This is a genomic window from Marisediminicola sp. LYQ134, assembly GCF_046599635.1.
GTDB lineage: Bacteria > Actinomycetota > Actinomycetes > Actinomycetales > Microbacteriaceae > Marisediminicola.
On the sequence record NZ_JBKIWP010000001.1, the window covers coordinates 363,501 to 379,499 of the forward strand.

12 protein-coding genes are annotated in these 15,999 nt (G+C 68.7%); 6 read left to right on the forward strand and 6 right to left on the reverse strand.

The window, feature by feature from the left end:
* Positions 1-51: 51 nt before the first annotated feature.
* Positions 52-3,885 (reverse strand): multifunctional oxoglutarate decarboxylase/oxoglutarate dehydrogenase thiamine pyrophosphate-binding subunit/dihydrolipoyllysine-residue succinyltransferase subunit, encoded by a 3,834-nt coding sequence (locus ACLHIH_RS01760; protein WP_411314994.1) that lies wholly within the window; start codon positions 3,883-3,885, stop codon positions 52-54.
* A 144-nt stretch (positions 3,886-4,029) separates the two neighbouring features.
* Here ACLHIH_RS01760 and ACLHIH_RS01765 point away from each other — a divergent pair, with 144 nt between their 5' ends.
* The 3 genes from ACLHIH_RS01765 to ACLHIH_RS01775 all read left to right on the forward strand — a co-directional run bounded on the left by ACLHIH_RS01765 (position 4,030) and on the right by ACLHIH_RS01775 (position 7,974).
* On the forward strand, positions 4,030-5,469 hold the full coding sequence (locus tag ACLHIH_RS01765; RefSeq protein ID WP_411314995.1) for a GuaB1 family IMP dehydrogenase-related protein: 1,440 nt from the start codon (positions 4,030-4,032) through the stop codon (positions 5,467-5,469).
* Positions 5,470-5,548: 79 nt separating this feature from the next.
* Entirely contained in the window at positions 5,549-6,937 is a 1,389-nt protein-coding gene (locus ACLHIH_RS01770; RefSeq protein ID WP_411314996.1) for a hemolysin family protein, read from the forward strand.
* Entirely contained in the window at positions 6,934-7,974 is a 1,041-nt protein-coding gene (locus ACLHIH_RS01775; protein WP_411314997.1) for a hemolysin family protein, read from the forward strand. Before ACLHIH_RS01770 ends, ACLHIH_RS01775 begins: the two co-directional genes overlap by 4 nt.
* A 30-nt stretch (positions 7,975-8,004) precedes the next feature.
* Here ACLHIH_RS01775 and ACLHIH_RS01780 read toward each other — a convergent pair whose 3' ends face one another.
* The gene (locus ACLHIH_RS01780; protein ID WP_411314998.1) at positions 8,005-9,093 is read right to left on the reverse strand and encodes an NADH:flavin oxidoreductase/NADH oxidase; all 1,089 of its coding nucleotides are present in this window, start codon (positions 9,091-9,093) and stop codon (positions 8,005-8,007) included.
* 56 nt (positions 9,094-9,149) lie between these two features.
* Between ACLHIH_RS01780 and ACLHIH_RS01785 the strand changes: the two genes are divergently transcribed.
* The 3 genes from ACLHIH_RS01785 to ACLHIH_RS01795 all read left to right on the forward strand — a co-directional run bounded on the left by ACLHIH_RS01785 (position 9,150) and on the right by ACLHIH_RS01795 (position 11,911).
* Entirely contained in the window at positions 9,150-9,971 is an 822-nt protein-coding gene (locus ACLHIH_RS01785) for an NAD(P)H-hydrate dehydratase (protein WP_411314999.1), read from the forward strand.
* Positions 9,972-10,059: 88 nt separating this feature from the next.
* Entirely contained in the window at positions 10,060-11,466 is a 1,407-nt protein-coding gene (locus ACLHIH_RS01790) for a hypothetical protein (RefSeq protein ID WP_411315000.1), read from the forward strand.
* An 85-nt stretch (positions 11,467-11,551) separates the two neighbouring features.
* Positions 11,552-11,911 carry an MTH1187 family thiamine-binding protein gene (locus ACLHIH_RS01795; RefSeq protein WP_411315001.1) on the forward strand — a complete coding sequence of 120 codons (360 nt, stop codon included), beginning with the start codon at positions 11,552-11,554 and terminating at the stop codon, positions 11,909-11,911.
* A gap of 18 nt (positions 11,912-11,929) precedes the next feature.
* Here ACLHIH_RS01795 and ACLHIH_RS01800 read toward each other — a convergent pair whose 3' ends face one another.
* The 4 genes from ACLHIH_RS01800 to ACLHIH_RS01815 form a co-directional block, all read right to left on the reverse strand.
* Positions 11,930-12,586: a response regulator gene (locus tag ACLHIH_RS01800; RefSeq protein ID WP_411315002.1), complete on the reverse strand. Its 657-nt coding sequence runs from the start codon at positions 12,584-12,586 to the stop codon at positions 11,930-11,932.
* Between the two features lie 115 nt (positions 12,587-12,701).
* Positions 12,702-13,955, reverse strand: coding sequence for a hypothetical protein (locus tag ACLHIH_RS01805; RefSeq protein ID WP_411315003.1), 1,254 nt, complete (start codon positions 13,953-13,955; stop codon positions 12,702-12,704).
* A complete protein-coding gene (locus ACLHIH_RS01810; protein WP_411315004.1) occupies positions 13,952-15,115 on the reverse strand; it encodes a sensor histidine kinase in 1,164 nt (387 codons plus the stop codon). Before ACLHIH_RS01810 ends, ACLHIH_RS01805 begins: the two co-directional genes overlap by 4 nt.
* 143 nt (positions 15,116-15,258) lie before the next feature.
* A complete protein-coding gene (locus ACLHIH_RS01815) occupies positions 15,259-15,903 on the reverse strand; it encodes a response regulator (RefSeq protein WP_411315005.1) in 645 nt (214 codons plus the stop codon).
* Between the last annotated feature and the right edge of the window lie 96 nt (positions 15,904-15,999).

The following is a 15,999-nucleotide window of genomic DNA, read 5'->3' on the forward strand; positions in this document are numbered from 1 at the left end:
CAACGACGACGAGCCGGTCCCCGAGGGGACCGGCTCGTCTTTCGTTTGTCGCTAGTCGAGCGTGAGGGCGCGGTCGATGAGGTCGGCCTGCTCTGCCGCACTCCGCTTCGTGGAACCCGTCGCGGGTGAGGCGGATGCCGGGCGCGACGCGACCTTCATCGACGTCGACTTGAGGCGACGCGCGAGCTCGAGGCTCACGAACGGCCACGCACCCTGATTCTCCGGCTCCTCTTGCGCCCACAGCAGTTCGGCGCCCGAGTACTTCGCGAGAACCGTCGAGAGCTCGCGGAGGGGAAGCGGGTAGTACTGCTCGACCCTCACGAGCGCGATGTCGTCGATGCCCCGCTTGTCGGCCTCGGCGAGGAGGTCGTAGTGGATCTTCCCCGAGTGGAGCACGACGCGCTTGACGGCCGCCTTGTCGATCGGACGCGGGTCGTCGATCACGGGCTCGAATCTGCCCGTCGTGAAGTCGGAGACCGCGCTCGTCGCTCCGCGGAGCCGCAGCATCGCCTTCGGGGTGAACACGACGAGGGGGCGCCTCGGGCGCGCGTACGCCTGGCGGCGCAACAGGTGGAAGTACGACGCGGGGGTCGACGGCCGAGCGACGGTCATGTTGTTCTCGGCGCACAACTGCAGATAGCGCTCGATGCGGGCCGACGAGTGGTCGGGCCCCTGGCCCTCGTAGCCGTGCGGCAGCAAGAGCACGACGCTCGAGCGCTGACCCCACTTCTGCTCGGCGCTCGAGATGAACTCGTCGATGACCGTCTGGGCTCCGTTTCCGAAGTCGCCGAACTGCGCCTCCCACAGCACGAGAGCGTCTGCGCGCTCGACCGAGTAGCCGTACTCGAACCCCATCGCGGCGTACTCGCTCAAGAGCGAGTCGTAGATCCAGAATCGAGCCTGGTTCTCGCTGAGGTTCGCGAGCGGCAGCCACTCCTGGCCGTTCTGGCGGTCGTGCAAGACCGCGTGACGCTGCACGAAGGTGCCGCGCCGGGTGTCTTGACCCGCCATGCGCACGGGGGTGCCCTCGACGAGCAGAGACCCGAGAGCGAGGAGTTCACCGAACCCCCAGTCGACACCGCCGTTGCGGCTCATGTCGACGCGCTTCTTGAGCAGCGCCTGGATCTTCGGGTGCACCGTGAAGCCCTCGGGCGGGTTGTCGAACGCGTCACCGATGAGGGAGATGACGGATTCGTCGACCGCTGTCGTCGCCGGCTCTCCCGAATTGTCGTGCTGCTCGTCTTTCTGGGACTCGGGGCGCTCGAGGTCCGCGACCGCGTCGGGGTCTTGCACGGGGATCGGCATCGACCCGGTCTGGGCCGCGTGGGTTTCGGCGAAAGCCCGCTCGAGCCGGTCTTGGAAGTCGGCGTGGGCCCCCTCGTACTCCTCCTGGGTGATGTCGCCGCGACCGACGAGAGCCTCGGCGTAGAGGGTCCGCACCGAGCGCTTCGCCTCGATGAGGCTGTACATGAGCGGCTGGGTCATCGAGGGGTCGTCACCCTCGTTGTGTCCGCGGCGGCGGTAGCAGACGAGGTCGATGACGACGTCGCGGTGGAACTCCTGACGGTAGGCGAACGCGAGTTCGGCGACGCGCACGACGGCCTCGGGGTCGTCGCCGTTCACGTGGAAGATCGGGGCCTGGATCGTCTTGGCGACATCCGTCGAGTAGATGGAGGTGCGCGCTTCTCCGGGAGGGGTCGTGAATCCGACCTGGTTGTTGACGACGAGGTGGATCGTTCCCCCGGTGCGGTAGCCGCGGAGCTGCGACATCTGCAGGATCTCGACGACGATGCCCTGGCCCGCCATGGCGGCGTCTCCGTGCACCATGATCGGAAGAGTTCCGAACGAGCCGACGGGTCCGCGGTCCTGCTTCGCCCGCACGATGCCCTCGAGCACGCCGTCGACCGCTTCGAGGTGCGAGGGGTTCGCGGCGAGGTACACCGGGATCTGATCGCCCGTGGCGCCCGTGAAGGTGCCCTCGGTGCCGAGGTGGTACTTGACGTCGCCGGAGCCCTGCACGGTGCGGGGGTCTTGAGTCCCCTCGAACTCGCGGAAGATCTGGGCGTAGGTCTTGCCCGCGATGTTCGTGAGCACGTTCAAGCGACCGCGGTGGGCCATCCCGATGGCGACCTCGTCGAGACCCGTCTCGGCCGCCCCCTGGAGGATGGCGTCGAGCAGGGCGATCGTCGACTCGCCGCCCTCGAGGCTGAACCGCTTCTGGCCGACGTACTTCGTCTGCAGGAAGGTCTCGAAGGCCTCGGCCTCGTTGAGTTTGCCGAGAACCCGCATCTGCGCGTCGTGGGTCGGTTTCGAGTACGGCGTCTCGATGTGGTCCTGGATCCACTTGCGCTGCACAGGGTCTTGGATGTGCATGTACTCGATGCCGATGGTGCGGCAGTAGGCGTCGCGGAGCACCCCGAGGATGTCGCGCAGGAGCGCGGAGCGCTTGCCGCCGAACCCGCCCGTGACGAACTCGCGGTCGAGGTCCCAGAAGGTCAGGCCGTGGCTCGAGATGTCGAGGTCGGGGTGCGATCGCTGGCGGTACTCGAGGGGGTCGATGTCGGCCATGAGGTGGCCGCGCACGCGAAACGAGTTGATGAGCTCCTGAACGCGAGCCGTCTTGCTCACCTGATTCGCGAGGTCGACGTGGATGTCGGAGGCCCAGTGGATGGGGTCGTAGGGGATCCGCAGGTCGGAGAAGATCGCCTCGTAGAACCCGCGCTGCCCGATGAGCAGCTCGTGCACGCGCTTGAGGAACTCGCCCGAGCCCGCACCCTGGATGACGCGGTGATCGTAGGTCGAGGTGAGGGTGATGGTCTTGCCGACACCGAGATCGGCGAGGGTCGTCTGCGACATCCCCTGGAACTCCGCGGGGTACTCGAGCGCGCCCGCACCGACGATGCAGCCCTGGCCCTTCATGAGCCTCGGGACCGAGTGCTCGGTTCCGATTCCGCCGGGGTTGGTGAGGGAGATCGTGGTTCCCGCGAAGTCGCCCGCCGTGAGCTTGTTGCCCCGAGCTTTGCGCACGAGGGCTTCGTATTCGGAGATGAAATCTCCGAAGCTCATGGTCTCGGTGTTCTTGATGCCCGGCACGAGGAGCGCGCGCGAACCGTCGGGCTTGGGCATGTCGATCGCGAGCCCGAGGTTGACGTGGGCGGGAGTCACGACCGAGGGCTTGCTGTCGACCTCGTCGTAGTAGACGTTCTGGCTCGGGAACTCTTTGATCGTCTGCACGATCGCCCAGCCGATGAGGTGAGTGAACGAGATCTTGCCGCCGCGCGCTCGCTTGAGGTGGTTGTTGATGACGATGCGGTTGTCGATCATGAGCTTCGCGGGGATCGTGCGCACGCTCGTCGCGGTCGGAACGCTCAGGCTCGCGTCCATGTTGGAGGCGAGGCTCTTGGCCATGCCCTTGAGGGCCTGCACGACGTTCTCGTCCGCCGGGGCGGCCTCGGGTTCGGCCGGCTTCTTCTTCGGCGCCTTCGGAGCGGAGGGGGCGTCGGCGGGGATGGGCTGCGGCCGCGCCTGAATCGAGGTCGTGCGCGCGACCGGCTGCGTGCCGGTCGGGGTCGACTCCTTCGACGGAGTCGGTTCGGGGGCGGGAGTCGGTGCCGCGGCCTCGGGCTCGGTCGTCAGTTCGGTGGGGATCTGCGGCTCGGCTGTCGTCGCCTCGGCAGACGCTTCAGCGCGCTCTCCCGTGGACTCGGCGTCGGCCTCCGACGACTCGGAGGGGCGATAGTTCTCGAGAATCGGCCACCACGACGGGTCTACCGAGTTCTTGTCGTCGATGTACCTCTCGTACATCTCGTCTACGAGCCATTCGTTGGCCCCGAACTCTCCCGACGAACCGTCTTCTGGAGCTATTCCGGTCACTTGGCTAGACACTGCCGACCGCCCACTTTCCGTTGTCACCGTGCTGGTTGTCACCGACTACGTCGCACGCGCGGCCGTCGCTGGTCGCACACCCGTCAAGCTTAATCACTTTCGTCGACCTGCTTCGACCGGGCCCGGAGGGTTTAACGTGAGGGGATGAGGTTCTACGAGACCACTCCCCGGCACGATCTGACCTACTCCGACGTGTTCCTCGTGCCGAGCCGCTCGGATGTCAAAAGCCGCCTCGACGTGTCCATCGCGCCGACCGACGGCACGGGCGCGACCATTCCGATCGTCGCGGCCAACATGAGCTCGGTCACGGGCGCACGGCTGTCGGCGACTCTCGCGAGGCGAGGTGGCCTCGGTGTCCTGCCGCAAGACATGCACCTCCAGGATCTAGATGCCGCGATCCGCTGGGTGAAGGCCCAACCCGTGGCCTTCGACTCTCCGGTCTCCCTCCGCCCCGACGAGACCGTCGCCGACGCCCTGCGACGCTTGCCACCGGTGGAGGGACACGGCATCGTCTTGCACGACCGGAGCGGCACCTACCTCGGGTGCATCTCGGCGAGTCGCCTCGGGGCCGCCCTCCCCGACGCCACCCTCGGCGATCTGCTGCACGGGCGCCTGACCTCGATCGACGCCGACGACGTGACGACCGCGCGAGAGGCATTCGACCTCCTCGTCGCCGCCGATCTTCAGTTCGCGCCCGTGCTCCGGCACGGCAACGTCATCGGCACCGTGAGTCGCACGAGCGCTCTGCGGTCGACCATCTACACGCCCGCCCTCGACTCCGAGGGTCGTTTGAGAGTCGCCGCGGCGATCGGCATCAACGGCGACGTCACCCGCAAGGCCAAGGCTCTCGCGTCTGCTGGCGTCGACGTGCTCGTGATCGACACGGCACACGGGCACCAGAGCGGAATGATCGAGGCGATCTCGGCGGTCGCGAAGCTCGACCTCGGCATTCCGCTCGTCGCGGGCAACGTCGTGACAGCCGACGGCGTGCGCGAACTCGTCGGGGCGGGGGCCGACATCGTCAAGGTCGGCGTGGGCCCCGGCGCCATGTGCACGACGCGCATGATGACCGCCGTCGGGCGACCCCAGTTCTCCGCCGTGCTCGAAACGGCGGCGGCTGCGAGCGAGCTGGGCGCCACGGTGTGGGCCGACGGGGGAGTGCGTTACCCGCGCGACGTCGCGCTCGCCCTCGCGGCGGGAGCGGCATCCGTGATGATCGGATCGTGGTTCGCGGGCACGATCGAGGCCCCCGGTACCCTCGAGACCGACGACGAGGGTCGCCTCTACAAGGAGAGCTGGGGCATGGCCTCGACGAAGGCCGTGCACGACAGGTTCGACCGGCTCGGGGCGTACGAGCTCGCTCGCAAGACCCTCTTCGCGGAGGGCATCTCGTCGTCGCGCATCTACCTCGATCCGCTGCGGCCGTCGATCGAGGACCTGCTCGACATGATCACGTCGGGCGTGCGCTCGTCGCTCACCTACGCGGGCGCGTCGACCCTCGCGGAGTTCGCGGACCGGGCTCTCGTCGGCATCCAGAGCGCCGCGGGGTACGAAGAGGGCAAAGCCCTCCCGGTCAGCTGGTAGACCGAGTGCCCCACCGCTCGGATACCATCGAGATCACCATGGATGACCCCCCTTCTCGACATTTCGCTCCGCGGTTCCCGTGTACGACCTGATCCTCGTCGCGATCGGGCTCCTCCTCACCGTCGGCACGGGACTGTTCGTGGCTTCGGAATTCGCTCTCGTCAACCTCGATCGATCCGATCTCGAGGCGCGCCAGGCGCGCGGGGAGAAGAACCTCGGGGTGACCATCGGGGCACTCAAGATCACCTCGACGCACCTCTCGAGCGCGCAACTCGGCATCACCCTCACGACCCTCCTCACCGGGTACACCCTCGAGCCCGCATTCAGCCGGTTCCTCGCCCCGCTCCTCGGCTCGGTCGGCATCCCCGATCCGGCGATCTCGGTCGTCGCGACGATCGTCGCGATCTTCATCGCGACGCTCCTCTCGATGATCATCGGCGAACTCGTGCCGAAGAACTTCGCCCTCGCGCTCCCGCGGCAGACCGCCAAGCTCGTCGCCCCGTTCCAGGTCGGCTTCACGTTCGTCTTTAAGCCCTTCATCTCGGTGCTCAACAACTCGGCGAACGGCATCCTGAGGTCGGTCGGCATCGAGCCGAAAGAGGAGCTCTCTTCGGCGAGGACAGCCGACGAGCTCACGTCGCTCTTGCGACGCTCGGCTCTCGAGGGCATCCTCGATCGCGACACGGCGACGCTGCTCGAGCGCACACTCGCATTCAGCGAGCACATCGCGTCCGACGTCATGACCCCGCGTCCGCGCGTCTCGAGCATCGACAGGTCGGCATCGGCCGACGACGTCATCTCCCTCGCGCGCTCGACGGGTCTCTCGCGTTTCCCCGTGATCGACGACAGCATCGACGACGTCGTCGGGTTCGTGCACGTCAAGCAGGCCGTCGCCGTGCCGCGCAAGAAGCGGTCCGTCGTTCCGGTCTCCGCGCTCCAGAGCGACGCGCTCCGGGTGCCCGAGACCATGAAACTCGACACCCTCCTCGGCGAACTACGCCAGCAGGGCTACCAGATGGCGGTCGTCGTCGACGAATACGGGGGCACGGCGGGCGTCGCGACCCTCGAAGACCTCGTGGAGGAACTCGTCGGCGAGGTCGCCGACGAACACGACCGTGCTCGCGCGGGCGTCGTGCGATCCCGCGACTGGCTCACCTTTCCCGGGAGCCTCCGGCCAGACGAACTGCAGGAGCGCGCGGATGTCGTCGTGCCCGACGACGGGCCGTACGAAACCGTCGGCGGCTTCATCATGAGCGAACTCGGGCGACTGCCCGTCGTCGGCGACACCGTCACGGTCGACGCCGGAACCTTCCGCGTCGAACGGCTCGACGGGCGTCGCATCGACAGGATGCGCTTCACCCCGCTCGCGATCGAGACCGAAGACGCCGCCGAGCGCGTCGACGTGACCCCCGCGGGCCGGCCCACGGGGCCGATCGCCACCTCTAAGCAGACGGGACGCACGCGATGAGCGACTGGTGGGGCATCGGGTGGCTCTTCATCCTCTTGGCCGTCAACGCCTTCTTCGTCGGCGCCGAGTTCGCCGTCATCTCGGCGAGGCGCTCGCAGATCGAACCTCGGGCCGAGGCGGGGAGCAGGGCGGCGAAGACCGCGCTGTGGGCGATAGAGCACGCGACGCTCATGCTCGCGACGAGTCAGCTCGGGATCACGGTGTGCTCGCTGCTCATCCTGAACGTCTCGGAACCCGCCATCCATCACCTCCTCGAGATCCCCCTCGAGCTCACGGGACTCCCGCCCGAGGTGATCGGCACGGTCGCGTTCATCATCGCTCTCGTGCTCGTGTCGTATCTGCACGTCGTGCTCGGCGAGATGGTTCCCAAGAACCTCTCGTTCTCGATCCCCGATCGCGCGGTTCTCATCCTCGCGCCGCCGCTCGTTCTCGTCTCGCGCATCTTCAGCCCCATCATCGTCACGCTCAACGCGACGGCGAACGGTGTGCTGCGGCTCTTCAGGGTCGAGCCGAAGAACGAGGCGACGAGCGCGTACACGGTCGACGAGGTCGCGACGATCGTGGCGACGTCACAGCGCGAGGGACTCCTGACCGACAGCAGCGGAGCGCTCATGGCCGCGTTCGAGTTCACCGAGAAGAAGGTGCGCGACATCGCCGTGAGCATGTCGGACCTCGTGGCCCTCTCGGAGGCGGCCTCGCCGAAAGACGTCGAGAAGGCCGTGGCGCGGCACGGGTTCTCGCGATACGTGCTCGTCAACGAGGCGGGCGACCCCACGGGATATCTGCACCTCAAAGACGTCATCGACCTCGAGGCGATCGGGGAGTTCGAGCACCCGGTTCCGCCGAAGCGCATCCGCCAGCTCATCTCGATCTACCTCGAGACCGACCTCGAAGACGCCCTCGCCTCGATGCGCCGCTCGGGAACGCACATCGCGCGGGTGTTCGACGAGAGCGGCGACACGCGAGGCGTGCTCTTTCTCGAGGACATCATCGAGGAGCTCGTCGGAGAGGTGCAAGACGCGACGCGTCGTCGTTAGCGGGTCGGCGCGACGCGTCGTCGGTAGCTCCTAGCCGCGGCGCCAGCGGGCGCGGTGGTACTGGATCGGGAAGTAGTCGATCTCGACGCCGAGTTCGTGGGCGGCGCGGAGCGGGAAGTGCGGGTCACGCATGATCTCGCGCCCCATCATGACGGCGTCGGCCTGACCGCTCGCGACGATCTCTTCGGCTTGGGCCGCCTCGGTGATGAGCCCGACGGCGTTCACCTCGACGTCGGATTCGCGCTTGACGAAGTCGGCGAACGGCACCTGGTAGCCGGGGGAGAGCGGTATGGTCACGTCGCGCACGAGACCCCCCGTCGAGATGTCGAAGAGGTCGGCGCCGGCGTCACGGCTCCACGCGGCGACGGTCGCGGTCTGTTCGCGGTCCCAGCCTCCCTCGGCGTAGTCGGTGGCCGAGAAGCGCACGAAGAGCGGCACGTCGTCGCCCACCTCGTCGCGCACGGCGCGGATGATCTCGACGAGCACGCGCGCGCGGTTCTCGAGACTGCCGCCGTAGGCATCCGTTCTCTCGTTGGAGAGGGGCGAGAGGAACTGGTGCACGAGGTACCCGTGCGCCGCGTGGATCTCGAGCACGTCGAAGCCCGCGTCGATCGACCGGCGAGCGGCGCGGGCGAAGTCGGCGACGGTCTCGGCGATCTCTTCGACGGTGAGGGAGTGCGGGGTGCCGTAACCCGTGAAGGGGATTGCGGACGGCGCGACCATGGTCCAGCCGCCGTCGGCCTCGGGCTGGGTGCCCGACTCGGGACCCCACTCTTTCCACGTCGACGCTTTGCGGCCGGCGTGGGCGAGTTGCACGCCCGCCGCCGCGCCCTGCGAGTGGATGAAGTCGACGATGCGCGCCCACGCCGCCTGCTGGTCGTCATCCCAGATCCCGGTGTCTTCGGGGGAGATGCGGCCGACGGGGGTGACCGCGGTCGCCTCCGTCATGACGAGCCCCGCGCCGCCGCGCGCGAACGAGCCGAGGTGCACGAGGTGCCAGTCGGTGGGAACGCCGTCACGTTCGTCGACCGAGTACTGGCAGAGCGGACTCACCCAGATGCGGTTGCGGAACGAGGTCGAGCGGATCGTGTGGGGAGTGAAGAGCGCAGAAGTAGTCATCTCGGTCTGCAACACCGCGTCGGGCGCGAATATGCCCGCGCGCGTATCGTCGGACTGTGACGTTTCGCACCTGGACCCCCGCCGACTCCGCTCGCCACATCGCGGTGCCCCAGTCGAGCGACGACAAGTACTCCCGCGGTGTTCTCGGGGTCGTCACGGGGTCGACGATGTATCCGGGTGCGGCGGTCCTCGGCGTCGAGGCCGCCCTGCACACGGGGGTCGGGATGCTGCGCTACCTCGGTGACTCGCGGCCGACCGATCTCGTTCTCCAGCGGCGGCCCGAGGTCGTGACGGCCGACGGTCGAGTGCAAGCGTGGCTGCTCGGGTCGGGGATCGACGCCGAGACGCGGGACGACCGTGCGTCGGGGCGCCTCCGCGACGCGATCGCGCAGGGCGTTCCGACCGTGCTCGACGCCGGCGCTCTCGACCTCGTCGGGGAGGTCGCCGGTGCGTCGGTCATCACGCCGCACTACGGCGAGCTCGGGAGGATGCTCGGCGTCGACCGTTCGCGCGTCGCCGACGAGCCTGCCCTGTGGGCGGAACGCGCGTCGGTCGATTTCGGGGTCACGGTGCTCCTCAAAGGGTCGTCGACGTTCGTCGCCGACGCGCACGGGTCTCGGCTCGTCGTCACGACCCCGACCTCGTGGCTCGCAACCGCGGGAGCAGGGGACGCCCTCGGGGGCATCCTCGGTGCTCTCGTCGCCACGCACTCCGCGCAGATCGAGCGTGACGAGCGCACACTCGCGCGACTCGCGGCGACGGCCGCGAGCATCCACGGTGCCGCCGCCGCCGAGGCGAGTGCCGGGGGCCCGCTCACGGTGCTCGACCTCGCGTACGCGGTGCCGCGCGTGATCGCCGACATGCTCGCCGCGTTGTAGCGCGAGTCTGCGACGACGCTTCGGCCAGGCCACGGCAGCTCAGGCCGGCCCGGGCCGTGCCGTGCCGGGCAGCCGTAGGATGGCGGGCATGTCGGTTGCGAGCGCCCCGTTGCGCTCGGTGAGCGTCTGGATCGCCTTTCTCGCGGCGCACGTCGCGCTCGTCGCGCTCAACCTCACCGCCCCCGGGTTTCCTCTCGGCGACGTCACGAGCGTGTACTGGTTCTGGACCAATCAGGCCTTCGGCGCCGACTACTGGGTCGGGATCGACGCGCCGTGGGTCTACCCCGTGCTCGCCCTCGTGCCCATCCTCGGTTCCTATGCGCTCTACCCGGTCGCGGCGAGCATCCCCGCGCTCGTTCCGCTCACGCTCGACGCGTCGCTCTACTCGGTCACGTGGCTCGCGCTCATCGTCGTTCTCGACGTCGTCGCGTTCGCCGCGCTCGTCGGTCGCGGCCGATCGCGCCGTCGTCGCATCGCCGGATGGTGGTGGTCGCTGTTCCTCGTCGCGCTCGGGCCCATCGCGCTCGCGCGCATCGACGCGGTCACGGTCGCTCTCGCGGTCGCGGGGGTCGTGGTCGTCGCGTCACGCCCCCTCCTCGCAACCGTTCTGCTCACGGCCGCCGCGTGGATCAAGGTGTGGCCGGGAGTGCTCGTCGTGGCGCTCGTGGTCACGCTGCGCGAGCGAGGCAGGGTGCTCGGGATCGCTCTCGCGACGAGCGCGGTCGTGGCGATCATCGCCCTCGCGGCGGGGAGCGGCGCGAACGTCGCGAGTTTCGTCGGGCAGCAGACCGGGCGCGGACTCCAGGTCGAAGCCCCGGTGTCGACGTTCTGGATGTGGGGCGCCATCCTCGACCCGTCGACGACCGAGGTCGACTACGACACCGACATCCTCACGTGGCAGGTCGACGGCCCCGGCTCCGAGCTCGTGAGCGCCGTCATGACGCCGCTCCTCATCGTGGTCGTCGGTCTCGTGTGCGGGCTCGGCGCGCTCGTGGTCCGGCGCGGGGTCGACGCCTCCGTCGTGCTACCGCCGCTCGCGCTGAGTCTCGTCACGAGCCTCATCGTGTTTCAGAAGGTCGGCTCGCCCCAGTTCATCTCGTGGCTCGCCGTGCCCGTGATCCTGGGCCTCGTCGGTCAGCACAGCCGCGGTGTCCGCGCTCCCGCCGATGCCGGCGTGCGAGCCGCAGGCTCGAGGCTCGGCATCCACGTCAGCGTCGTTCTCGTGACGGTCATCGCCGCACTCACTCACGCGCTCTACCCCTACCTCTACGGGTACCTCCTCGGGCTGTGGCCCGAGATGCTCGTCGTTCTGACGGTCCGCAACGCCCTGCTCGTCGCGCTCCTCGCCTGGGCCGTCGTGTGTCTCGCGAGACTGCGACCCGAGGCGGCGGTGCCCGGCGGGTCGACGGTCGGGAGTTCGCGGAGTGAGGCCGACGCCGAGCGCCACACCGACGGGCACGCCCGTGCCACAGTGGTCGACACGGCGCACCTCTGAGTCATCCGCACACCCCAGTCATCCGTGCAGCTCAGTCATCTCTACAGCCGAGTCATCCACAGCCCTGAAACAACAAGGAGTCCCCATGCTCGTCGCCTTCTCCGTCGCCCCGAGCGGCGTCCCCCAGCAGAGCGTCTCCGACGATCCGGTGTCGGTCCCGGCCCAGGCTCCCGCAGCGCCGAGCGACTCGGTGCACGACGCCGTGGCCGCCGCCGTCGCGATCGTGCGGGAATCGGGGCTGCCGCATCGCACCGACACGATGTTCACGACGATCGAGGGGGAGTGGGACGAGGTGTTCGACGTCGTCAAGCGGGCGACCGAGGCGGTCGGCCGGTTCGGCTCCCGGGTTTCGCTCGTGCTCAAGGCAGACATCCGCCCGGGGTACACGGGGGAGCTCACGGGCAAGCTCGACCGACTGGAGTCGGCCATCGAGGAGCTCGGCTGATCCGATCTGCCGCCGGCGTCAGTCGGTCTGCAGCAGGATGCCGTCGTGGATGGCTCGACGGCGAAGCGCGACCTTCGTGCCCACGTCGATCCCCGCGACGCGATACTTCTCCCGGATGCGCTTGAGGTAGGACTTCGCCGTCTCCTCGGAGATCTCGAGCTGGTACGCGACCGCCTTGACGGGCTCGCCGCCCCCGTAGAGAGCCATGACGCGACGCTCCTGAGCGCTCAGCTTAGGCGACCCGCCGACGTCGCTCGCGTTGAGGGCGAGGTCGAGTTCGGCGGAGATGTAGGACTCCCCGCGACGAGCGAGCCGGATCGCTTCGACGATCATCTCGGCGGCCTCGCTCTTGACGAGGTACCCGAGGGCTCCGGCGGCGAGCGCCTCGCGCACGACGTTGGGTTCGGAGTAGGTGCTCATGAGCACGGTCTTGACTCCGGCGGTCTTGAGCGTGGAGATCTTGAGCGAGATCGGAAGGTTGTCTTTGAGGTCGAGGTCGAGCAGCACGACGTCGACGGGGAATTCGGGGTGGGAGAGCAGGTCGGGCCACGACGTCACGGCCGCGACCACCGAGATGTCGCTCGCGGCGCCGCGGATCCACTCGGTGAGGGCGCCGAGCAACATTTTGTGGTCGTCGACGAGTGCGAGGCGGAGAGGTGTGTCGGTCGGGGTCATGGCGTCCTTCGATATCTCGGTGCGGCCGAGACGCGCTGCGGCGTCTGGTGGGGCTTCGGGGCGGGGAATCGGGTGTGGCGGGGGAGGCGGGATGAGCCCGCGCCGGCTGGCACGGTCATTGGTCGGCGGGGTTGGGCACGTGGCATTCGATCTTGACACGCAGGCTCGAATCCTTGACGGAGTGGGTGTAGGCGCCGACCCGACCGAGGGCGGCCCAGGTCGAAGAGTCCACCCTGTTGCGCGCGACACTCGTCGTCGAGATCGCGATGGGGATGGCGATCGACCGCGCGGGCGACGCCGCCGTTCTCGGGAGGACCGGTCCGAGCGTGATCGTCGCGGTGGCCCCCGTCTTCTTGTGGTCGGCGACGATGACCCAGACGGCCGAGAGCAAGCCGTCGCGCTGAGCGGGCGTGAGGAGTCCCGCGAGGCTGCTCGGGTCGACGAGCGTCACCGCGCGCCCCAGCAGCTCCGACTCGCTCACCGCGTGGTACAGCCAGGTCTCGCGGCGCCCCTCGATGAGGTGCAGACGCAACTCGGTCGCGAGGGAGGCGGCGGTCGAGGCCGTCTTGGGGCGCAGCGGCAGAGCCGTGCGTCCGCTCGCGACCGAATCGAGCAGCTCCTCCGCGGCGAGGTCGAGTCGCGCGAGTTCTTCGGATGCGAGCATCCCGACCGCGAATCGCGGCGCGGAGACGGTGCTCTGCACGAGCACCCGATCGAGCTCGAGCTGCACCATGGTGCGGAAGTTGCGCACGATCGAGACCGCGAGGAACGCGGGGAACCCGGCGAGCACCGCGATGAGAACCTGTTCGGGCGCGATCTCGGGGGTCATCTCCGTCGTCAGGATGATCGTGGTGACGAGAGCGGCGACGAGCACGGTCGTGCCGATGGCGAGCTCGCGGGCGGGCCGGTGCACCGCGACGATGAGGAGGCCGAACCCCGCGGTCACCGAGGCCGTCGCATACGCCCCGACGTCGCCGAGCGGCCAGATCGCGACGAGGTCGAGGGCGGCGACGACCGCGAGAGCGAGGTAGTAGAGACCGAAAGCCCACCCGGGAAGGCGTTCCCCGCGCGTCGCGAGAGACATGCTCATCGCCGCGAATGCCGCGATGAACACGACCCACGCGGCGATCGCCGGAATGAGCGACGGGTAGGCCGTGAGATGGGTGGCGAAGGACGCGAGCCCGTAGACCGCCTCGACGGCACACAGCGCCGCGGCGCCCACCCCGAGATATCCGGTGCCGAGACTCGACCAGCGGGCGTTCGCTTGTCTGACGGCTGCCGCGGCGACCGACGCGCGCGGAACACCGCGGTTGCGCCGGCTGAAGATGACGCCGAGGGTGTTCTCCTCGGGGGTCGACCAGCCGGTCACCGTGGCACCTCGAGCACGACCGTCGTGCCGCTCCCGGGCGACGAGAACAGGCGTGCTCGCCCGCCGACCTCGTGGAGTCGACCCACCACGGAGTCTTTGAAGCCGAGGCGAGCGGAGTCGATGTCGTCGAGGTTGAATCCGACGCCCGCGTCGGTGACCATCGCGCGCACCGTCGTGTCGTCGTCGGTGATCGTGACGTGCGCGTCGGTCACGCCCGAGTGCCGTCGGACGTTCTCGAGGCACTCGGCGAGGGCGAGCAGGAAAGCGTCGAGCACGTCGCTCGGCAGCAGCACCTGACCCGTGCCGTGCCAGCTCACTTCGAGGCCCATGCGACCGAATCGTTGCTTGACCGATTCGAGGGTGTGGCCGAGGGCGCTCTCTTCGACGGGCTCGAGGTTGTAGTGCTCGGATGACTGCGGAACGGGGGCTCCTCCGAGGCGGAGCTGCCGGAGCAACCGCGCGTCGTCGCCGGCCTGGTGGCGGAGGGCGTCGGGAGACACCCCGACGCCCGAGTGCGCGAGAAGGGTGAGGGTCGCGAGCACGGTGTCGTGCAGGAGTCTCGCCGATTGCCGCCGCTGAGCTTCGGTCTCGCTCGCGAGCCTCTCTGCTCGATGCGCGCGTCCGATGCTGAAGATCTTGCGCGCGGCCTTCGGCACGCTCGCATTGAGCCAGTAGGCGAGCGTCACGATGAGCGCCCACCCGAGGAGCACCGTCGCGGTCTGCGACGACAGCGGTTGGTCTCCCGGTACCGCGGTCTCGGTGAGGATCGCGCTCGCGACGAGCAGGAGCCCCGCGACGCCGAGTCGCGCGAGCGAGTTCGTGAGCACGAGCGCGAATGCCGCGATTCCCGCGCCCGCGAGCGGCACGAGCGAGGTCGCGACCGCTTCGGCCGTGGCGTCGCTCGAGGGGATCTGAGCCACGACCAGGGCGCCGAGACCCGTGAGCGCGCCGGGAACGACCCACACGAGCGAGCGGGATGTTCCGATCTTCCAGAGCGCCCCCGCGGTGAGACCGCACAGAACGAGCGTGACGATGAGGATGTCGGGCGAGGAGACTCCCGGGAGGCTCAAGCAGATCGCGGTGACGCCGATGCCCACGAGACCGACGAGCCGAGCGGTGCGCTCGAGCAAGCGGTCTCGTTCTTTCGCGAATTGATCCACGGAGTTGATCCTGTCGGGCACGCTGGGTCTGGGGAGCCGCGCTCCCGCGCAACACCGCAATATTTGCACACGTCCCGCTCGAACGGGGTACAGCGCTCCCGCTCGGCGCTGTCATGACCGGCCTCGTCGGCACGATCGTCGCGCTATTCGGGGGTCAACCACCCCTCGGAGATTCCCCGGCGACGCAAGAGCACCTTCGTGCCGACGTCGACACCGACCTCGCGGTATTTGCGTCGACCACGCTTGATATACGACTTGACCGTCTCGTCCGTCGTCATCATGACCTCGGCGACCTCCTTGATCGACCGACCCGCGGCGTAGAGCACGAGGGCGCGGTGCTCCTGCGGGCCGAGCCCCGGGTCGACGGCCGTCTCGCGGGGCGGCAACGCCTCCGGTGGTCGGTGCGGGAGGTCGTGAGCGGCCGAGATGACGGCCGCCACGAGTTCCTCCGCGGGATCGGTCTTGGGCACGAAGGCGTGCGCTCCCGCGCCGAGCACGGCGTGCACCGAACTGCGGTCGGCGTGACCACTCATCACGACCGTGCGCACTCCGGCGTCGCGGAGGGCCCTGATCTTGAGGGTCACGGGGATGTTGTCCCCGAGGTTGAGGTCGAGGGCCACGACGTCGACGGGGTAGGAGTCGTGGTCGAGCAACTCGGACCACGAGGTCGCGGCGATGACGACCTCGACCTCGACTCCCGTGAGGGTGAGGTGGGAGACGATCCCGTCGAGCACGAGGCGGTGGTCGTCGACGACGGCGAGGCGCGGCCGAGAGGTGTGTTCGCTCACGGAGCCTCCCCCCGGGCCGCTCGAGATCGCACCCGGATCTCCGCACGGGAGGTCGGTGCGCCTCCGAGACTAGCCACGCGCGCCCGAGGCGACCAC